Genomic DNA, 17,687 nt, shown 5'->3' with positions numbered 1-17,687 from the left:
AGGCTGGGTTACATGGCTGCGCGAACCTGCCCCATGCCAGCAAGGCTTCTCAAGCTGGCTGAGCCACAGTGGTAATCAGGTAAGGATATATATACAATAGCGCTTGATGCTGTGGCTACAGTAAAAGTGCTACCAGAGCAATTTATTGCTGATGTATTACAAAGTCAGTTCACATCAAATAGTACCCTGCTCACTGCAATAGATTGTGAATCATGTCTTTTATTTGAAAGACTGTTTCGATATGGATATTCTGTTAGTTCTCAAGTAAGCAATCGATGTTTGCTCTACCACGCCTGTGAAATGGGAAAACCTACAATGGTTACATTCCTTCTTGAGAACGGAGCAGATTATAATTGCCGTTGTGGTTATATCTATCTATTAGATTATTTTCTACGTCTTAGTGAGTTTGATTACAGGAGTTTCAGAGGTAGAAAAGATAAGCAAATAATTAAAAGAAAACGGTGTCTGGAGTTGTTATTTCTCTATGGATTGGATCCAATGGCGACTTCGCGCCCTAGGAAAGTTAAAGATGACTTGGCTTATTTCGTAGAGAGAAAACAATTTTCTACAGATGTTTCCAGTATTATTGCCATCCGGACTGGTATGTTAAAATTCGCTTCTCTAAAAGGCTTTGCACAAGAGACAATAAGAAAAGCGACAGGTTATGATCCGGATAAATATCATCAGGCAATTTCTTGGGCCTATAAAGAACAGCATGTGGTAGAAAAGCTGAAGAAGCCATTAATACCGGAAATTCCTAATGGAGATTATGCATCTGATCAGGCTGCTATTTCTTGAGATAAGGCATTTTGCTCACGCTATTTAGCTTTTTTGGTTTTATAGCGTGAGCAAAAGCTTACATGCTGCATCGTAATGCGAGCATTGCCCGGAATTTCTCCGGATCAAGAAAGGTTCTAACCGCTTCATCATTCTGGTAGCTGTCATGATGGTCTTCCGGGTGCACAAACGTCACCAGTCGGGATAACCAGAACCGCAGGCAGGATAAACGCTGAATGACCGGCCAGGCCTGTTTTTCTTCAGGTGTGAAAAGACGTACAGACTGGTAGCCGTTCAGAAAGGCTTCAGTCTTTTCAGCATCCAACGTCAGATCGTCATTCAGGCACCAGTCGTTAACCGCAACGGAGACATCGTAGATCAGCCAGTCATGGCAGGACTGGAAGAAGTCGATAATCCCGCTGACTTCACTGTTATCGAATAACACGTTATCGAAGAAGAGATCCGCATGAATCAAACCTTCGGGCAGGTTGCTGAAATGTTTTAGTTCTTTTGAAATTGCCTGCCATTGTTCGGTCAGGAATTCTCGCTCTGCCTCTGAGAGCAAGGGCGTCAGCCGATCTACCTGCGCCTGTATCCAGGGAATACCGCGTAGGTTTTCCTGTGAAATAGAGGCGGATTGACCAATTCTGTGAATACTCGCCAGATAACGACCAATGGTGAAACATTTAGGTGCAGTGATTTCGCGCTTTTCCAGATGCTCCCCGGGCATTCGCGGTTGAAGCAGGCAGGGTTTACCTTTCAGGGTCAGCAGGGCTTCACCTTGTCTGTTGCGGACAGGGGCAGGAACCGGCAGGCCGTTGTCGGCCAGCAGGGTCATGAAATCAATGAAAAACGGCAACTGTTCCCGGGGCTGGTATTCGAACAGGGTCAGCACAAACCGCCGGACATCCGGTTCTCCGGCAACCTGCGTATTCACGAAGTAGTTGGAGTTCTCGACCCCTGCCTCAATTCCCCGGAAATCGACCAGCTCGCCCTGATCATAACCGGTAAGGAATGCCTCGATATCCTGCTGTTCCAGGTGGGTGTAAACCGACATCTCCACTCCAACGGTCGTTATTCTGTGTACCGGACGATGGTGTTCACCATTCCATGATTCGCCACGATGGTATCAACATTTGGGGTTGATCGGCACGGATAAAGTTGCCCTGACTATCCACCGCGACCAGAAAGTAAGGCTTGCCGACTTTGGGCGTTACCTTGATGGCGTAAAGGAAACCGTTGATGCGGAATTCCTGGATTTCTTTTTTCTCGCCGGAGCGGATCACGACATCGGTGCCTGCCGGCAGGTTGTTGCTGTCGAGGTTGAGGGTGCCGTCGCGCACAGCATCGGCGAGGACTCTGGCGGTTTCGTCCATCGGTTCAACCGTTTCAGGAATAGGCTGGCTGGCGGACTCTGCGGCAGTCTGGGATGCGGAATTCGGCGTATTACAGCCAGCAATAATACCTGTGACAGCCAGCAGTGGTAGCAGGCGGGTTAGCGATTTCATGGCAAGCCTCACATATCCCGGGCTGACACCCCGGGTGGTTGCGTTAGAATAGTCGTCTGTCGCAGAAAATGAGCGCGCATAGTCTACCCGCCCCGATGGTAAATTATCAGGGCAGAGGCGTGAAAATCCTGCGATAACCCGTCAACAACTGAGTCGAAATGTTACTGATGCCTGCAGCAAACACATCCGCCCCCCTGGTTCTGGTAGATGGTTCTTCCTACCTCTACCGGGCGTTTCATGCCCTGCCCCCGCTGGTCAGTTCCAAAGGGCAGCCGACCGGCGCCATCAAGGGTGTGGTGAATATGCTGCGCCGGATGCAGTCAGATTATCCGGACAGCGAGGTGGTGGTGGTGTTCGACGCCAAGGGTAAGACCTTCCGGGATGACATTTACCCCGAGTACAAGGCACATCGCCCGCCGATGCCCGATGACCTGCGCAGTCAGATTGAGCCGTTGCATACCGTTGTTCGTGCCATGGGCTTTCCACTGCTGGTGATCGAAGGGGTTGAGGCGGACGATGTGATCGGTACACTCGCTGCGATGGCGACCGAGGCGGGCCGGGATTGTGTGGTGTCTACCGGCGACAAGGACATGGCGCAGCTGGTCAACCAGCATGTCACCCTGGTGAATACCATGACGGATACTGTGATGGATATTCCCGGTGTACAGAGCAAGTTCGGCATCGGCCCGGAACTGATTATCGATTTCCTTGCCCTGATGGGTGACAAGGTGGATAACATCCCAGGTGTTCCCGGCGTAGGTGAAAAAACGGCGCTGGCCTTACTGCAAAACCTGGGCGGTTTAGAGGCGATTTACGCCAATCTGGACAAGGTGCCCACCCTCACCTTCCGTGGCGCCAAGACCATGCCGAAAAAACTCGAGGAAAACAGGGAGCAGGCATTCCTGTCCTACGAGCTGGCCACCATCAAGACTGATGTAGAACTGAGTCTGACATTAAGCGATTTACGTAATGAAGCGCCGGATCGTGACACCCTTCTGCACTGGTTCCAGGAACTGGAGTTCAAGGGCTGGATCAATCAGCTTCAAAAAGAAGGCGATGAAGAGGCTGGTGTCGAACCGGCTAGCGCACCAGCGGCTGTTGAACGGGTCTATGAAACTGTGCTGACAGAAGCGGATTTCACCCGTTGGATGGATCAGCTGAAGCAGGCATCACTCTTTGCCTTTGACACGGAAACCACCAGTCTTGATTACATGCAGGCAGAACTGGTCGGTGTTTCTTTCTCCGTTGAGGCGGGCAAGGCGGCTTATGTACCGTTTGCGCATGATTATCTGGATGCACCTGCCCAGCTGGAGCGGGATTATGTGCTCGGTGCCCTGAAGCCTTTGCTGGAAAGTGAGAAACATCTGAAAGTCGGCCAGAACCTGAAGTACGACAAAAGCGTGCTGGCCCGTTATGACATCACGCTACGCGGCATTGCTTTCGACACTATGCTGGAATCCTACGTATTGGATTCCACCGGTACCCGACACGATATGGACAGTCTGTCTCTGAAATACCTTGGGGAAAGTACCGTCAGTTTCGAAGATATTGCCGGGAAAGGTGTTAAACAGCTGACATTCAACCAGATCAGTCTGGAACAGGCAGGCCCCTATGCGGCGGAAGATGCCGATATCACCCTGCGTTTGCATCAAACCCTGTGGCCAAAGCTGGAAGCGGATACATCGCTGAAATCCGTGTTTGAAAGTATAGAGTTGCCGCTGGTTGGCATTCTGTCTCGCATGGAAAGAACCGGTGCACTGGTAGATGCCAATTTGCTGGGCGAACAGAGCATTGAGCTGGCTGATCGCCTTCAGGTACTTGAAAGGGAAGCTTTTGATCTGGCGGGACAGGAGTTCAACCTGAGCTCACCCAAGCAGCTGCAGGAATTGCTGTTTAACAAGCTAGGACTGCCGGTTATCAAGAAAACCCCCAAGGGGCAGCCTTCTACCGCAGAAGAAGTGCTGGAGGAGCTGGCGCTCAGTCACGAACTACCGCGCTTGATCCTTGAGCATCGTAGCCTCAGCAAACTGAAATCTACCTATACCGATAAGCTGCCGCGGATGGTGAATCCGGCCAGCGGTCGGATCCATACGTCCTATCATCAGGCCGTGACGGCTACCGGTCGACTGTCGTCCTCTGAGCCCAATCTGCAGAATATTCCGGTTCGAACCGGTGAAGGCCGTCGTATCCGACAGGCATTCATTGCCCCGAAAGGCTATAAGGTGGTTGCGGCTGACTATTCCCAGATAGAGCTGCGCATAATGGCACACCTTTCCAAAGATGAAGGATTGCTCAACGCTTTTGCCCATGGGCTGGATGTCCACAAGGCAACTGCCGCAGAAGTCTTTGGTGTACCGCTTGATAGCGTCACTGCGGACCAGCGTCGCAGCGCCAAGGCTATTAACTTCGGACTGATCTACGGAATGTCCGCCTTTGGTCTGGCTAAACAGCTGGGCATCTCCCGTCAGTCAGCACAGGAATACGTTGATCTCTATTTTGAGCGTTACCCCGGTGTTAAGGACTATATGGAGCGCACCCGGAAACAGGCGCACGAACAGGGTTACGTCGAAACCCTGTTTGGACGACGTCTGCATCTGCCGGAGATCAATGCCCGTAACAAGATGCGGCAGCAGGCCGCAGAGCGGACCGCGATCAACGCCCCCATGCAGGGAACGGCCGCCGATATCATCAAAAAAGCCATGATCGGTGTGGATCAGTGGCTGGCGGAGTCCGGGCTGGATGCCCGGATGGTCATGCAGGTACACGATGAATTGGTATTGGAAGTCTCTGAGGGGTGTCTGGAGACTGTGGTTGATGGCCTGCGCAAACATATGACGGCTGCCGCAGAATTGGCGATTCCGCTGCTGGTGGATGTCGGTATCGGTGATAATTGGGATGAAGCACACTAACCCACTGATAAATATGGAGTTGTTCCCGTTATCATCGAAATAATGAAAAAAAGTAAAAATTTTTTGTTAGTAACGGGAACTTTTTGGTTAGGTCAGTGTCTGAGTAAATAAGCAGACGGAATTTTTCGACCTGCTCCTTGTGTGTTGTGTTGGTCTATTTGAGTAGGTGTCTGCCCCGACCCTACTCAGGAATGTGAATACCTTGGCCCTGGCAGGAATCCCCCATCCTCCAGGGCTTTTTTTATGCCTTTTCCAATGCATGAAAACTGTCGTTAAATTTTTTCAGATGTATTGGAACTTTTTACGACTCTTGTTGTCTGTATATGTGAGTGGCAAAAAGGCTACTCCTTCTACTCCTTGTGTGTTCTGGTGTGACTTTTTATCCAATACAATCAATGGCTTACGCTTTTTGGTTTTTTTGTTGGGTACTCCCTGGGTACTTTTTCAAATCCTTGTACCTGGGGAGCAATTTTTTCTAGCGCGTTCCACACCCGTTCAACTTCTCGCTTCGACGATCCCGGCATCCATGCCCCGTACACCCTCATCACCATCGTCATATCAGAATGGCCCATCTGTTCGGCAATGAATGCCGGGTTGCCTGTCGCGGTCAATAACCAGCAGGCGTAGGTGTGTCGAGTCTGATACTGCTTGCGGCTGACAATGCCAGCCCTCTTCAATGTTCGATGCCAATGGTCAGCCAGACCTACATGGGTGTAAAAGCCTGTCGATCTGGTGCTGTATCGTGGTCGGGCGCGAGTCGAGAAAACGGGTGTGACTGAGACTTTTTCATATTTACCTATCGCCTCATACCTCTGCTGGATTTCAATCGGAGGCATCATGTATGTCATGATTTTGAGTTGCCTGAGCGCCTCGATAACAGGAGGGAACAGGTCGACGGTCCTGGTATTGTCAGTTTTGGTCAGCTTAAAGCCGGGGTGGTTGATTTCTTTGCTGCGTCTGACGGTGATGATCCCCTGCTCCAGATCAACATCCTCCCAGGCCAGAGCGATCAATTCGCCAGTACGTAACCCCGTATAGACAGCTATTGTGTAGTAGCATTTGAAGAATGGGTCAGACTTTTCGAGTATTCTGTTGAACTCCTCTTGTTCCAGAGGGAAAGGTTTTGGCCTGTTCTCCTTTATTTTCTTAAGGCTTTTCGATAATCGTTTATCGGTGTAACCGTTGTCGTGAGCGAAGTCGAGAACCATCCTGATGATTTTGAAAGTATGATTGGCTGTCACAGGGGAATTACAAAAGTCTTGAAAGGCAACCCTGAGCACAAGAATATCCTCGTTGGTTATCGAATTGATTTCTCGTTCAGGACCAAAGTATTTCGATAACATATTTAGTCCGTGACTATAACTGCGTCTCGTATTAATAGAGATGGTGGGAAATTTAATAGCCTTAAACTTCTCAACGATATCAACAACAGTGGCACTGGCCTCCACATACCCAAACACTTTGAGTTTGCTCCCATCGGGGAAGTGTTTTGAGTAGTCAAAACAACCCATTGAGATTTCATACCGGATGGTTTCTAGTTTTCGGCCTGCTATCTTTGCATTCTTCTGTGTTGGGGGGAGTCCTAGCGTTTCTCGACACTTAACTCCTTTGAAAGTGAATGAGAGCCTTAATGCATTGCCATGCACAGAAATCCCACGCGGCAGGACTAAACCTGCGGGTGATTTAATACCCATAATTCAAATCCTTTAACAATAATTAATCGCTTACCATCCGGCGCTTTAATCCAGACTTTTCCCTGGGGCCAGATGGCCTTATCTATTTTCGAGTTCACGGCATCGACGGTATAACCGGACAGTTCGCAGAACTTTGGAATGGTTACGACCGCAACCCCTCCGTATGGGCTTTGACCCCTGTTGGGCACACGGGTTCCTTGTCTGGGCATGTGACAATCCTTGTTACCAACACTGACTCCCTCCCTGGGGCCAGCTCGTTATTCCACTTCCTTCATAATCCAGTACGCCCGCCACTCCCCGATCTCATCGACGACACGGGTGGCTGTAGCCAGTGCGGTATGCTGGTCAACGGCGGCAATCTCCGGCAGCTTCATGACCGAGTAGGCCAGGCTGGTATCAACATCCCGTGCCGCTGCGGACAGACGCTCGATCACATGCCTCGCCGCTCTCCGGCCATAGTCCCCGGCGTCAGGGCTCCTTGATGTCAGTGCGACCACAATGATCGACGCCGGGATCGAGATGATCATATCGCCGACCTGCATTTCCGGTGCGGGTTCCGGTACCTGTTTCATGAATCATTCCCTCGCTGGGTGTGTACGCAGGGCATGTCACTGCCCTCCCTTCTGTTCGTACTGCGCATATCTGTCGGCGAGCGCCATGCCGAGGGGCTTGCTGAGCCAGGCGGCGTAGCTTTGCGCAATCTCCCGGATCGTCCACTTGGCCGGATGACCGCCGTCGCGACTGGTTCTGAACAGCTCCTCGGCAGGCGTCTTTCTTGACCTCGCCAGCCGGGCGACAAGCTCCCTGCTTTTCTTGAGCCGAAGAAAATGCGAGGGCTTGCAGTTCCGGTTCGACGTGGTGGTGTTCGGGCTGGCCAGGTAGGCGGAGTAGAGATCCGTCATGCAGCACATGCCGGACTCGATGCGGACAGGATGGTCGTGTTGCAGTATGTCCGCTTCCGGCAGGCGACCGGTGTTCCGTGAATGCAGGGCATAGACAAGCTGCCCGTAGGCTTGCTGGTACCGGCGCGGAATCATGCCCCTGATGTGGTTCAGGGTGGATTCCCGAATCAGGTTGTGCCCCTCGATACGCACGATCCCTTCACTGATCATACGATGCAGGTCCAGTACCGGTACGCCGGTCAATGAACTGACCAGCTTGTCGGTGGCCCACCACTGGCCATTAAACCGGTACAGGTGGAAGGCATAATCGGCAGTGGTTGTCAGACAGCTTTCCATGGCGCGTGTCCTTGTCTGGGGGCGCGAAGGCCCCGGTTATCACAGGTTGGCGGCGGTCTTGATAATGAGGGCGCGAAGTTCCAGCAGGGTTGTCCGGTACAGGATTGAACCCGGTGAGTGGTGGATGCTGACGACGCCGCCCCTGATCCGTCCGTAGGCGCAATACGCCATGCCTTCATCGGTGATCTCGTAGTACTGGTAGTCGCCATGCTTGCCGCTACGCTTCCGGGAGGTCAGGATGCCCATGGCCACCAGTGCGAGGTTGAGCCTGGGGCGGGGAACCCCTATCTTTCGGGCGAAATCCGTATTGGTAAAACAGGTCGGATCGCTTGCCGCTTCTAAAGCGTCAGACGCCTCCCCGGCCGCTTCGGCTTCCTCGCCCGTTTCGATAAGCTCAACCCTGACGCCGTTATGCACCTCCAGCGCATCGATAACGAGACGGTCGCGGGACCGTTTGCCCTCGGCGATCATACTGAGCGCACGATCGTAGGTGTCGAAGCTGGCTCGTGACTCACCGACCGGGGTCGGGGTGAGATCCAGCCTGGGCGTTTGTTTCAACAGGTCTTCCATGACGTCTTGCTCCTTGGTGGTCAGTGCGTGCCGGTTTGCCGTGGCTGTCGATGTGACATGACAGTCCGGGTCTTACTCATGGTCGGTTTTCCCCGCCTGTTCGAGGTATTTCTTCAGCTCGGCGAACCCTGTCACCTTGGCTTCAAGGGTGAGGAGTTCCTGTTTCATGTCTTCAAGTCGTGCCATGCACTGGTCACGCTGCAACCGGGCCTTCCCCAGCTCGCGCCTGACCCAGCGAAGATCAATCCGGCCTGTCATGATTGGTATTCCTCAGTGGAGGTGTTTATGTGCGTGGTCGGGATTGGCCTGCCTGACCTCATGGATGAACCCGGCTGCGGTGGCGGAGCCTTGGTTTGCTTTTATGCAACTTCAGATGCGGAATTGATACAGGCTGACATCGTCAACGGCGCAATCATGCGCAAAAGGATAGTTTCTGCGAAACCAATGTTAATAGTCTTACCGCAGTAAAAACAGGCTTGCAACTAAATGCGTTAGGGTTGATCAAACCAACGGTGGTGAACCTGAAACCTCAAGCCGGACAGCGAGAGAGGGGATTGCGAAGAACCGTATGAACGCTAGTTCGAGTGCGGATGGCCTTCCCGTTCGAGCCAGGCATGGTAGAACGCAAGGAAGTCACCGAGCCGGAGGAACACGTAGCTCTCTTCCATGCACTGCCGGTTACGCCGGTTGATGACGATCGGATGCTCGGTGGAGCAGGTCTGTTCGGCATTACGCTCGGCCTGTTCCAGTGCGTTCGGGAAGGCGCACCGCTCGACCCGCTTGGCCTCGACGAACAGGCCGGGGGTTCCGGTGAGGTCAGCGCCGCCTGTCGATATTACGGAGCCGCCGCCCGAAAGCGGTGCACGGTGACAGAGTGACCGGCCATAAGCATATTCGTTCAGGAATGCGGCCAGCTCCCGCTCGAAGTTATCGCCTTTTTGCTTGCAGCCTCGTCCTTTAGGCATGGTCTTCCTCGTAGTGCCGTCTGTTCCAGGTGTGGATGGCCTGATGGTGCGGGCTGTGCACCGAGATGCCGCAGTCCTCGCACCAGATCATCGCCATGCATTCTTCGCTGTCGGCGCACACATTGCCGGAGCCGCAGCAGGGGCAGCACTTGAGCGGAACCCCGTTCATGTCGGGCTTCGGGTCGCGATGACGGGCTCGTCGAAGCTGTTTTTTCCGTGGCATGGTTGCTGGTCAAATACCCGGCAAATGTCGTTAATCCATGGTCGCTGCCTCGCCCCGGGCGAGGTAGCCACACCGGGCGTCGTACAACAAGCGATCAAAGGAGATCATCCCGGCGTTGCCTGTTACGACAGGACGTACAGATATACTGGTTCTTTGGTCGAACGACAGTCGTCTTGCAAATGATGCAGGGCCGTCGCCATGTCTTGTCCCTGAGGCGGGGTTGGTATTTCGCACCGTCGAATTGTTCAATCCCGTGCCGGGCAAGGATGCGCTTGAGGGTGTCGACACAACACTGCATGTGTTTTGCCATTGCTTTGTAGCTGAGTGACGCATGGTGCTTCCGCAACCAGCGTACATCGTCGTCCGTGACAATGATTTTGGCCATAGGGGTATTATAGCCATAACTGAAGTTAGGCTAAGCGTTTCTAGGGGTTCTTATTATTAAATTAGCTAAGTGCAGATTTTTGAGAAGGGTTAAAAAATATGATACCCTCAAAAGCAGATTCGAGTGATCAGCGAGAGTCGAAGAAAACAAGGTTGTCGATTGTGTTTCAGCATTGCGACCTTCGCTGGGGCTCAGGCCGCATGACCCGTTGTCCAATCTTTGTTCACTGTCTGTTCAGTAGGTTCCGATTATTCTGTTCGCTCGCTCACCGTTTGAAGGCGAAGCTATTGCCTGAAAAAAAGTAACGGCAAGCATGTAACCAAAGTGTAAAACACTTGAACCTAGGTTGTTGTTTATATAGCGTTATGCTCTTGTTCTCAGGGTGAAGGACAGGAGGAGGCATGAAGAATAACACCGGCTCTCCCATATTCACGTTTCGCAAGGACCGGAACGGCCGGTATACCGAAATCTCCAGCGACCTGGCGATTGCCGCCGGGTATGACTCCCCGAAGCAGGCCATAGGCAAGTCCGATTACGACTTTTATCTCACTGACCATGCTGACATCTGTAACAAGACCGATGGTGAAACCCGCGACAGCCTGTCGGGCTCGCTGACAAGCCGGGAACTGGTCCGCACCATCGGGGGATGGGTGGAGGTCGTGGTCCGCAAGCGTCTCGACAGGGAGGGCGGGATTGTCGGCGAGGTGGAGGTACAGGACTCACTGGTGGGCACGCACCTGGTGAACATACAACCGGCCAGGGGGCTGTTTGTCGAGCAGATTAATGATTACCTCAGCTTCCGTGAACTGAAACTGATCGGCCACACCTTTATCGGCACGCCCCAGGCCTGTATAGCCGAGCACTTTCAGACCTCGATACGCACCCTTAACAAGCGCATGGGCACGATAAAAAAGAAATTCAGGGTTAACTATACGCACGAACTGCTCTCGGCCTGCCACCGATACGCACTCTCGGACCTGGCCGTCATGGTGGTTGTCTATGACATCAGAGCCGGTTGATACGCCGGTTCCATATCTGGAACTTGAGAGCAAGGTTTAATGAAATATATCCTGAGGTTGATGGTGAAGGCATAAGTTTAACTGGGAAAGCAAGGTGTTGGGTATGTATGAACGATACGAAGAAAACGATGCCAGGGTTAATGTGGAGCAATCGGTGGAGGCGCTGTGCAAACATGCCGGTGCCGCCAGGGTGCTGGCCCTGGCGCAGGAACGGTTTCTTGCAGACGTCGAGGACCATTACGAAGAGTCACACATAGGCGCATTGACCGAGGAGGTGCTCCGGCTGGCTGAGGAAGCCAAGATCCGTGGGGACCAGGTGATGGGGCTGGGGCGACAGGTCAGTGAAATGATGGATGAGATAGCAAGGCTGCGAACCCTGCTATCCGGCAAGGCTTGATCAGGCGTCGAGCCATTGTGTCACCGCTGCCAGGCTGCGGCGCATTTCGGCAGCGATCGCTTTCACATCCATTCCGTGCCCGGCCAGGTGTCGGGCCTTCTCCTTCGGGGACATGCTGGCTATGACGAAACGCTTGCCGTCGGCGTTCTCCCCGATGCCAAAAAACTGTTTGCGCTCATGGTCCTCGGTCCACTCCCGGACCTTGCCGAGCTGCACTTCGAGCACAACCTGAAGCAAGCCTCCCCGTGGCGAGATACGCTCCAGTCCGTGCCAGGGCGAGTCATTGTCATACGCGCCGTCCCATATTCCGGCCAGGTTTTTCGCCTCCTCTTTGTCGCGAAACACCTGGACGATCTTGATCTGGGTCTCCAGGGTGGTGAGCTGGTTGGTTGATCCGGCCTCGCGGGCGATGCCGCTTTCTGTCGGCTTGTTGGTGTGGTGGAGGAAGACGACGGTATAACCGGCATTGCGCAGCTTCAAAGCGATACCGTTAAGTTCACGCCATTCCTCGGCGCTGTTCTCCTTCAGGCCAGGGAAGGCGGACCGGATCGTATCAATCACCACCACATCCGGCTCGACCTCCTTGACGCAACAGGCCAGCTCCCTCATGCCATCGGCGGTTTTCAGGTTGATCTCGCGCTCGGGATTGCGAAACGGTGTCCATATGGTGAGGTTCCCCGCCCTGTCAGGCCCCCAGGAGCGTCTCATGCTGGCGAGCAGGTTGGCCAGGGTGCCGCGACCATTCTCGAAATCAAAGTAGAGAACCTTTTGGGGCTGCCCGATCTCGAAACACCCGAAGCGCTTGCCCCTCGCCAGATGGCACATCAGCAGATAGGTAAACAGGCTCTTGCCATGCCCGGAATAACCGGCAACCTGGACGATGGACCCTTTGCGGATAATCGGCCTGACCAGGAACGCCTGTTCGCCGACCTCTTTGCGCAACTGTTCGGCATCGTCATCCGTGATGTAGTGACGCGCCGCCACTTTGGCAACTCCAATCACCCGGTCAGGGGACAGGTGGCCGATGTAATGGTCGTCATTGTCAAAGCGCTCGGGATGGTTGAGCTTCTCCATTCGCCGGATCGAGGCCAGGTTCTGTTGCAGCCTGGCCTCTTCGAGCGGTGCGGTAAAGAACGCATCCATGTACTCCCGGCCCGCCGCTTCGAGCGCCTCCCCGATGCCGACTTCGAGTACGGCCCGCCCGAGATAGCGGAAGGTCATGTTGTAGATGCCCGAGCCGCCTCGCGGGATCTTGCCGCCAGGGAAGGTGTTGGCCCGTGCCGAAGTCTCTTTCCAGATATCTTTGGCATTGTCGGTACTGATCTTCGACAGGTCGAGGTGTATCAATGTGCCGGAGATGTACTCGGGCATGGGTACCACGTCCGTACCCTCCGGCTCACCGGCCCGGTCCTGCCAGGTCGGCATGTCCTCGAAAGCAAACCCTTCGGCAACGTGCCAGTGGTAGTGGTTATCGCAGGTTGGCAACAGCGCATAGCTGCCGTCGCCGCGCCAGTCGAGGCCGTCGACCTGCGGCCAGACCGTGCCGTTGGAACCGGAGCCGGACTGCGGCCCTCGCCACTGGCCGTCACCGGGGTGTCTGAAATAGCGGTGGCTCCCGTGGGGTGTCCTGACCTGGACCGGAGAGACAAACCCGAGTTCGTCGGCTTTCTGCTCGGCTTCGGGGGTATCCATGTCGACGACATAGATGTCGCTGACATCCCCCGTGACCAGAGCCATCAGGGCCTTCGGCCATCGGGTGAACCATTCGGTCACTTCTTCTTCGGTGGCCTGGCGGGACTGAAATGCTTTCCATTTGACCAGCGGTTTTTTGGTGTCGACCGCAATCGGGATGATTGACCAGCCGTTGTCGAGGTATTCAAAGCACTCGTCGATTTTTTGCTGCGTGAGTGTCGGGTTCGAGCTATCCATGTCGCCGCCTCAACCTTGTTGTTATGGTTTGCACTGAAGGTTCTAAAAGGCTACAACAGTATATGTAACTACTCCACAAGATATATGACAACTATCCAGGGTTAACTATGACTGCCACCGGGACATGGATGCCAGGGGTTGCTGACAGGGAGGCTGGCGATGTCATCCCGGACCTCCCGACCCCCGTTACAAAAACGGAATCGTATGATCCGGACGCTCTGAAGTCGCTGGTCAAACAGTATTACGCCGCCCATGAGGCATTCAAACAGATCAGGGACAACCTCGATGAATTGAAACAGGCCATTCTGTCGTGTTTCCCCGAAGAACCCGGCAGGCATGAAACACAGGTTGACGGTTTCGACGTTGTGGCCAGCATCAGCGAGCGATGGGAATGGGACGAAAACCGGTTGTCCGGCCTGCTGGCGGCGCACGGCGACCTGCCTGCCTGGGTCAGACAGACCGTCTCGGTCGACCGGCGCGGGTTCGAGCGGCTGGATGCAGCCGAGAAGGCACCGTTTCTGGCTGCGCTGACCCGCAAGCCGGGTGGTGCGCGGATCGCCATCAAACCAGCCAGTGACAGCTAAAGGATTAACCATGTTCACACCGCGATGCACGTCGGACGAGAGCGTGACCGGCGCAAGCAAGTGCCTCCTGGTGGCCCACCACGGATGGGGCAAGACCTACACCTACCGGCATTACCAGCGCCATTTCGGCCCCGGTTTCATTATCAGCGGGGAGTCCGGCCTGAAATCCATTCAGGACTGCGACATTGACTACCTGCCGTTCACCAGCTGGGACGGCAGGCACGATCCCGGGAAAGGGGTTTACAGTTTCCGTGGCATTATCCGCATGATGCACACCCCCGAGTTCGCCGCGATGGGGTACCAGTGGGTCGGCATTGATTCGCTCACGGAAATGTCCGATCGACTCTGGGAATTCCTGGAAAAGAAACACGAGGGCAACAAAAACAAGTTCGATATCTGGGCCGACTTCGCCCGCCTGCTGATCGGCTCGCTCAAGTATGTGCGCGACATGCCCACCCATGTCCTTGTCACCTGCCTGGCGGCGGAGGAGATGGATGACAACGGCCAGGTGCATTACTGGCCGTTCGTCAAAGGCCAGAAGGTCGGCAAGCAGGTCCCCGGCCTGTTTGATTTCGTCTTCTGCGGCATCCGGAAGACCGAGGGCGACGGCGAGAACCTGAAGGTTGTCCGCAAGGTCATTACCGACGAGGTCAAGGGGTGGCATGGCAAGGCCCGCGACCCGAAACGTCGGCTGAAGCCGGTGGAGGACTGTGACGACATTACCCAGTTGTTCACCCGGATGGACAGGGACGGGGCTGCATTCGAAACACATCCGCAAACGCAATCGTAAAAGGAGCTTACGATGGGACTTGGCTTAGACCTTTCCGGTGTTACCCCTGACGGCAACCGCCTCCGTCCTGGCCAGTATGCCTGCGTGATCAAAAACGCAAGGATCGAGATGTCCAAGGCCAACGACCGGATGCTGTCGATCGAACTGCACGACAAGGGTGGGCGGGGCATGATCACCGACCGCCTCAATATCTTTCACCGCAACCCGAAGCCCCGTGAAATTGCGCTCAAGCAACTCAAGAAGCTGTTGCAGGTATCCGGTTATCCGAATCCTGACCTGTTCGATGAAGTCTCGCACCTGAACGGCCTGTCGGTGGGTGTGAATATTGTCGAAGGTGAACCCTGGACCAATGCCCAGGGCGAGGTAAAGCGCGGCGGCGGGGAACTCGACCCGTGGAACGGCTACTTCCGGCTCATGCCGGGTGTGGAGGTGTTGGGGCCGAAGCCCGAGACTGCCGCTCCGGCTGATCAACGGCTGAAGACGGCCCATTCGCACACAAGGCAGCTCTACGCGCAGCAAACCGGCGGCAGTGATGCATTCGACGACGATATCCCTGATTTCGGACGATGAGCGTCACCGCCCCGGAGATTCTTGAGGCCATCGACCAGTCGTACCGGGACGAGACTGAATCTCGTGCGAGGAAGTATATCGGCGCATCGGTGATCGGCCACCGTTGCGATGCGGCGATCGCGTACAACCTCCGTGGCTTTCCCAATGTCGAGCCTGATCCGCAGCTCAAGCGGATCTTTGCGCTCGGGCACCGGCTCGAAGCGATCGTCATGGCGGACCTCAAGCGGGCGGAGGCGTCACTCGGCGTCAGGTTCCTCCCTGTCGACCCGGTCACCAGCAAGCCGTTTGAGTACCTGGCCCATGGCGGCCACATACGTGCGCATACCGACGGCCAGGTGGTGGCCGGTGACGAGGTGCTGGTCCTTGAAATCAAGAGCATGAACCAGCACGCATTCGACCGGTTTCGGAAGTACGGCGTCAGGGTGTCGCACCGGCACTATTACGATCAGGTCACAATGTATATGGGCCTTTCCGGATGCACACGCAGCCTGTTGGTTGGATACAATAAGAACCGTTCGGTGTACCATGCCGAGACGGTCGCGTTCGATCCGTTTGAGTGGTCTTTCCTGCATGACCGTATTCACCGGGTCATCAACAACGAAGCGGAGATGATCGCGACCGACAAAAGCGACTGGCGCTGCAAGGGGTGTTTCAAGCGCGGAGTGTGCTGGGGTGAGGCAGAGCCCCATCCGGAATGCTCGGCGTGCCAGTACGCAAAACCGCTGGATTCGAACCGGGACTGGTGGTGTACGCACAGGAACCGGCGCGTCAGCGAAGATTGTCATTGCAGTGATTACCGGCAATACCGGGCGAAAGCGCGGTCGTTGTGAGAACCCTTGCTGCCGGGAGGCCGTTAACTGCCAGTAGCAGGCGTTATCGGTGTGGGCAGACAGTCCCGGCGGGCGGTGGGCTGAGCATGAAAAACACCCGCAACCGGTGGGAGATCGCCTCGATGTAGCGCGGGAATCTCTAATCTCCTGAACCGGTCGCCTCCCCCACGTCACGGGGGACATCAACCAGGGAGGGTTACATGGCGAAGCCATCTCAACTGGGTCGCTGGCTGCGGCAATGGCGACGGGAACGGGGCTGGTCATTACGGGAGCTGGCCGGGGCGTGCGGTCTTTATCACAAGACCCTGACGGCATGGGAAACCGGCGAGCGCAGGAACCCGAGTATTTTTCATTTCGCCAGGGCGGTCGACCCGCTGAACTATGACATCTGGATAGTGGACCGGGAGCGCTGTGTGCTGGTCGAGCGGATTGATCCTTACGCCGCGGATGACGACGGGGAATAAATTCACGTCACCGGTCAGCGCTTGCCGCGATCACCAAACCACCAACTCACCGCCATAGTAGCCAGGTAGACGATGTCACCGTCGATGTCGCTCTGCTCGAAGTCGCCCGCAATTGAAATGTAACCGGCCAGGACGATGAGAAGTAATGTCAGGACTGGCCGGACCAACCTCAGAATATTAATAACCCACCGATCCGCTTCACCGATGGCCGAGTCATGCTGATAGCTGGCGTGCTGAAGCATCATGTCGTTTTGCTCGACGGTTAAAGCCAGCTCATCCTCGCGCTCATCGGCCTCGATCTTGCCCTGGTACTGGATGAGTTTTAATTCCTGGTCAAACTCCAGTTTCTTTTCCTTGATCTCCTCGCGCTTCTCCAGGTAGCCGAATACACGACCAATGAGTGAGCCGATAATGCCGGTGATTGAACCGCCTGCTGCGGCTGTGAGTAGTTCTACCATCTGGCTATCCTGTCCCTGTCGTCGAGGTGTACAAAGGTGCGGTAACGAATACCCATGCCTTTGAATCCGGCCCGTACTGCGGCCTGAATGATTCTTTCCCTGGTGAGCTTGCGGGTGATGCGAACATCAAAGGCATCACTGGGCCGGTGTCGGGTTGATCGGTGTCTCGATAGCGGAGCGCCGCCGACCTTGCGGTTATGGCGTGGGCAGCGACAGGCCGAGTTGATGATGACCGGACAGTTGACGATCCATCGGAACCGTTCGAGTTTGGTGAGCGATCGAGCCGTGACAAAGCAGGTACCGCAACCGCAGCGGCACGCAATTTCAGATCGCTTGAAGTGAGGTGTGAGACGTTCCCTGTCCATACCGACATTGTC

23 protein-coding genes are annotated in these 17,687 nt (G+C 54.8%); 9 read left to right on the top strand and 14 right to left on the bottom strand.

Annotated features, from left to right (window positions below; genetic code table 11):
- Positions 1-111 precede the first annotated feature (111 nt).
- Positions 112-798: an ankyrin repeat domain-containing protein gene (locus tag ABD892_RS25580; protein WP_345199169.1), complete on the top strand. Its 687-nt coding sequence runs from the start codon at positions 112-114 to the stop codon at positions 796-798.
- Positions 799-856: 58 nt separating this feature from the next.
- Here the strand turns inward: ABD892_RS25580 and ABD892_RS25575 are convergent, their stop codons facing one another.
- Positions 857-1,834, bottom strand: coding sequence for a homoserine kinase (locus tag ABD892_RS25575; RefSeq protein ID WP_345199167.1), 978 nt, complete (start codon positions 1,832-1,834; stop codon positions 857-859).
- A gap of 43 nt (positions 1,835-1,877) precedes the next feature.
- Positions 1,878-2,285 (bottom strand): DUF2782 domain-containing protein, encoded by a 408-nt coding sequence (locus ABD892_RS25570; protein WP_345199166.1) that lies wholly within the window; start codon positions 2,283-2,285, stop codon positions 1,878-1,880.
- 167 nt (positions 2,286-2,452) lie between these two features.
- Between ABD892_RS25570 and polA the strand changes: the two genes are divergently transcribed.
- Positions 2,453-5,194: a DNA polymerase I gene (gene polA / locus ABD892_RS25565; RefSeq protein ID WP_345199165.1), complete on the top strand. Its 2,742-nt coding sequence runs from the start codon at positions 2,453-2,455 to the stop codon at positions 5,192-5,194.
- A gap of 392 nt (positions 5,195-5,586) precedes the next feature.
- Here the strand turns inward: polA and ABD892_RS25560 are convergent, their stop codons facing one another.
- The 9 genes from ABD892_RS25560 to ABD892_RS25520 all read right to left on the bottom strand — a co-directional run bounded on the left by ABD892_RS25560 (position 5,587) and on the right by ABD892_RS25520 (position 10,269).
- Positions 5,587-6,888 (bottom strand): Arm DNA-binding domain-containing protein, encoded by a 1,302-nt coding sequence (locus ABD892_RS25560; protein ID WP_345199164.1) that lies wholly within the window; start codon positions 6,886-6,888, stop codon positions 5,587-5,589.
- Entirely contained in the window at positions 6,861-7,097 is a 237-nt protein-coding gene (locus tag ABD892_RS25555) for a hypothetical protein (protein ID WP_345199163.1), read from the bottom strand. The genes ABD892_RS25560 and ABD892_RS25555 overlap by 28 nt, the downstream gene beginning before the upstream one ends.
- Before the next feature lie 48 nt (positions 7,098-7,145).
- Positions 7,146-7,460, bottom strand: coding sequence for a hypothetical protein (locus ABD892_RS25550; RefSeq protein WP_345199162.1), 315 nt, complete (start codon positions 7,458-7,460; stop codon positions 7,146-7,148).
- 36 nt (positions 7,461-7,496) lie between these two features.
- Positions 7,497-8,126 (bottom strand): hypothetical protein, encoded by a 630-nt coding sequence (locus ABD892_RS25545; RefSeq protein ID WP_345199161.1) that lies wholly within the window; start codon positions 8,124-8,126, stop codon positions 7,497-7,499.
- A 39-nt stretch (positions 8,127-8,165) separates the two neighbouring features.
- Positions 8,166-8,696 (bottom strand): hypothetical protein, encoded by a 531-nt coding sequence (locus tag ABD892_RS25540; protein ID WP_345199160.1) that lies wholly within the window; start codon positions 8,694-8,696, stop codon positions 8,166-8,168.
- A 72-nt stretch (positions 8,697-8,768) separates the two neighbouring features.
- Positions 8,769-8,954 carry a hypothetical protein gene (locus tag ABD892_RS25535; protein ID WP_345199159.1) on the bottom strand — a complete coding sequence of 62 codons (186 nt, stop codon included), beginning with the start codon at positions 8,952-8,954 and terminating at the stop codon, positions 8,769-8,771.
- A 317-nt stretch (positions 8,955-9,271) separates the two neighbouring features.
- Entirely contained in the window at positions 9,272-9,661 is a 390-nt protein-coding gene (locus ABD892_RS25530; protein WP_345199158.1) for a hypothetical protein, read from the bottom strand.
- Positions 9,654-9,830, bottom strand: a complete 177-nt coding sequence (locus ABD892_RS25525; RefSeq protein WP_345199157.1) for a hypothetical protein — start codon at positions 9,828-9,830, stop codon at positions 9,654-9,656. The genes ABD892_RS25530 and ABD892_RS25525 overlap by 8 nt, the downstream gene beginning before the upstream one ends.
- A 148-nt stretch (positions 9,831-9,978) precedes the next feature.
- Positions 9,979-10,269, bottom strand: a complete 291-nt coding sequence (locus ABD892_RS25520) for a hypothetical protein (RefSeq protein ID WP_345199156.1) — start codon at positions 10,267-10,269, stop codon at positions 9,979-9,981.
- A 401-nt stretch (positions 10,270-10,670) separates the two neighbouring features.
- Between ABD892_RS25520 and ABD892_RS25515 the strand changes: the two genes are divergently transcribed.
- On the top strand, positions 10,671-11,288 hold the full coding sequence (locus tag ABD892_RS25515) for a helix-turn-helix transcriptional regulator (protein WP_345199155.1): 618 nt from the start codon (positions 10,671-10,673) through the stop codon (positions 11,286-11,288).
- Between the two features lie 103 nt (positions 11,289-11,391).
- Complete coding sequence (locus ABD892_RS25510; RefSeq protein WP_345199154.1) at positions 11,392-11,685, top strand: hypothetical protein; 294 nt, start codon at positions 11,392-11,394, stop codon at positions 11,683-11,685.
- Here ABD892_RS25510 and ABD892_RS25505 read toward each other — a convergent pair whose 3' ends face one another.
- The gene (locus ABD892_RS25505; RefSeq protein WP_345199153.1) at positions 11,686-13,614 is read right to left on the bottom strand and encodes an AAA family ATPase; all 1,929 of its coding nucleotides are present in this window, start codon (positions 13,612-13,614) and stop codon (positions 11,686-11,688) included. It lies immediately after the preceding gene.
- 107 nt (positions 13,615-13,721) lie between these two features.
- On the opposite strand from ABD892_RS25505, the gene ABD892_RS25500 reads away from it, so the two are divergent.
- The 5 genes from ABD892_RS25500 to ABD892_RS25480 all read left to right on the top strand — a co-directional run bounded on the left by ABD892_RS25500 (position 13,722) and on the right by ABD892_RS25480 (position 16,852).
- Positions 13,722-14,198, top strand: coding sequence for a hypothetical protein (locus ABD892_RS25500; RefSeq protein ID WP_345199152.1), 477 nt, complete (start codon positions 13,722-13,724; stop codon positions 14,196-14,198).
- A gap of 10 nt (positions 14,199-14,208) precedes the next feature.
- A complete protein-coding gene (locus tag ABD892_RS25495; RefSeq protein ID WP_345199151.1) occupies positions 14,209-14,988 on the top strand; it encodes an AAA family ATPase in 780 nt (259 codons plus the stop codon).
- A gap of 12 nt (positions 14,989-15,000) precedes the next feature.
- Positions 15,001-15,558 carry a hypothetical protein gene (locus tag ABD892_RS25490; protein ID WP_345199149.1) on the top strand — a complete coding sequence of 186 codons (558 nt, stop codon included), beginning with the start codon at positions 15,001-15,003 and terminating at the stop codon, positions 15,556-15,558.
- Positions 15,555-16,388: a hypothetical protein gene (locus ABD892_RS25485; protein WP_345199148.1), complete on the top strand. Its 834-nt coding sequence runs from the start codon at positions 15,555-15,557 to the stop codon at positions 16,386-16,388. Before ABD892_RS25490 ends, ABD892_RS25485 begins: the two co-directional genes overlap by 4 nt.
- Before the next feature lie 200 nt (positions 16,389-16,588).
- Positions 16,589-16,852, top strand: a complete 264-nt coding sequence (locus ABD892_RS25480; RefSeq protein ID WP_345199147.1) for a helix-turn-helix domain-containing protein — start codon at positions 16,589-16,591, stop codon at positions 16,850-16,852.
- A 14-nt stretch (positions 16,853-16,866) separates the two neighbouring features.
- Here the strand turns inward: ABD892_RS25480 and ABD892_RS25475 are convergent, their stop codons facing one another.
- Both ABD892_RS25475 and ABD892_RS25470 read right to left on the bottom strand, forming a co-directional pair.
- Positions 16,867-17,310 carry a hypothetical protein gene (locus tag ABD892_RS25475; RefSeq protein WP_345199146.1) on the bottom strand — a complete coding sequence of 148 codons (444 nt, stop codon included), beginning with the start codon at positions 17,308-17,310 and terminating at the stop codon, positions 16,867-16,869.
- A complete protein-coding gene (locus ABD892_RS25470; protein ID WP_345199145.1) occupies positions 17,304-17,675 on the bottom strand; it encodes a D-Ala-D-Ala carboxypeptidase family metallohydrolase in 372 nt (123 codons plus the stop codon). The genes ABD892_RS25475 and ABD892_RS25470 overlap by 7 nt, the downstream gene beginning before the upstream one ends.
- Positions 17,676-17,687: the final 12 nt, after the last annotated feature.

The sequence above is a fragment of the Kistimonas scapharcae genome (genome assembly GCF_039540975.1).
GTDB classification, from domain to species: domain Bacteria; phylum Pseudomonadota; class Gammaproteobacteria; order Pseudomonadales; family Endozoicomonadaceae; genus Kistimonas; species Kistimonas scapharcae.
This window is presented reverse-complemented; position numbering and strand designations above follow the sequence as displayed.

Excerpts from the sequence above, each read along its gene's own strand:
- ABD892_RS25575 (WP_345199167.1), bottom strand. The coding sequence starts at position 1,834 with ATGTCGGTTTACACCCACCTGGAACAGCAGGATATCGAGGCATTCCTT.
- ABD892_RS25570 (WP_345199166.1), bottom strand. The coding sequence starts at position 2,285 with ATGAAATCGCTAACCCGCCTGCTACCACTGCTGGCTGTCACAGGTATT.
- polA (WP_345199165.1), top strand. The coding sequence starts at position 2,453 with ATGCCTGCAGCAAACACATCCGCCCCCCTGGTTCTGGTAGATGGTTCT.
- ABD892_RS25560 (WP_345199164.1), bottom strand. The coding sequence starts at position 6,888 with ATGGGTATTAAATCACCCGCAGGTTTAGTCCTGCCGCGTGGGATTTCT.
- ABD892_RS25555 (WP_345199163.1), bottom strand. The coding sequence starts at position 7,097 with ATGCCCAGACAAGGAACCCGTGTGCCCAACAGGGGTCAAAGCCCATAC.
- ABD892_RS25550 (WP_345199162.1), bottom strand. The coding sequence starts at position 7,460 with ATGAAACAGGTACCGGAACCCGCACCGGAAATGCAGGTCGGCGATATG.
- ABD892_RS25545 (WP_345199161.1), bottom strand. The coding sequence starts at position 8,126 with ATGGAAAGCTGTCTGACAACCACTGCCGATTATGCCTTCCACCTGTAC.
- ABD892_RS25540 (WP_345199160.1), bottom strand. The coding sequence starts at position 8,696 with ATGGAAGACCTGTTGAAACAAACGCCCAGGCTGGATCTCACCCCGACC.
- ABD892_RS25535 (WP_345199159.1), bottom strand. The coding sequence starts at position 8,954 with ATGACAGGCCGGATTGATCTTCGCTGGGTCAGGCGCGAGCTGGGGAAG.
- ABD892_RS25530 (WP_345199158.1), bottom strand. The coding sequence starts at position 9,661 with ATGCCTAAAGGACGAGGCTGCAAGCAAAAAGGCGATAACTTCGAGCGG.
- ABD892_RS25525 (WP_345199157.1), bottom strand. The coding sequence starts at position 9,830 with ATGAACGGGGTTCCGCTCAAGTGCTGCCCCTGCTGCGGCTCCGGCAAT.
- ABD892_RS25520 (WP_345199156.1), bottom strand. The coding sequence starts at position 10,269 with ATGGCCAAAATCATTGTCACGGACGACGATGTACGCTGGTTGCGGAAG.
- ABD892_RS25515 (WP_345199155.1), top strand. The coding sequence starts at position 10,671 with ATGAAGAATAACACCGGCTCTCCCATATTCACGTTTCGCAAGGACCGG.
- ABD892_RS25510 (WP_345199154.1), top strand. The coding sequence starts at position 11,392 with ATGTATGAACGATACGAAGAAAACGATGCCAGGGTTAATGTGGAGCAA.
- ABD892_RS25505 (WP_345199153.1), bottom strand. The coding sequence starts at position 13,614 with ATGGATAGCTCGAACCCGACACTCACGCAGCAAAAAATCGACGAGTGC.
- ABD892_RS25500 (WP_345199152.1), top strand. The coding sequence starts at position 13,722 with ATGACTGCCACCGGGACATGGATGCCAGGGGTTGCTGACAGGGAGGCT.
- ABD892_RS25495 (WP_345199151.1), top strand. The coding sequence starts at position 14,209 with ATGTTCACACCGCGATGCACGTCGGACGAGAGCGTGACCGGCGCAAGC.
- ABD892_RS25490 (WP_345199149.1), top strand. The coding sequence starts at position 15,001 with ATGGGACTTGGCTTAGACCTTTCCGGTGTTACCCCTGACGGCAACCGC.
- ABD892_RS25485 (WP_345199148.1), top strand. The coding sequence starts at position 15,555 with ATGAGCGTCACCGCCCCGGAGATTCTTGAGGCCATCGACCAGTCGTAC.
- ABD892_RS25480 (WP_345199147.1), top strand. The coding sequence starts at position 16,589 with ATGGCGAAGCCATCTCAACTGGGTCGCTGGCTGCGGCAATGGCGACGG.
- ABD892_RS25475 (WP_345199146.1), bottom strand. The coding sequence starts at position 17,310 with ATGGTAGAACTACTCACAGCCGCAGCAGGCGGTTCAATCACCGGCATT.
- ABD892_RS25470 (WP_345199145.1), bottom strand. The coding sequence starts at position 17,675 with ATGGACAGGGAACGTCTCACACCTCACTTCAAGCGATCTGAAATTGCG.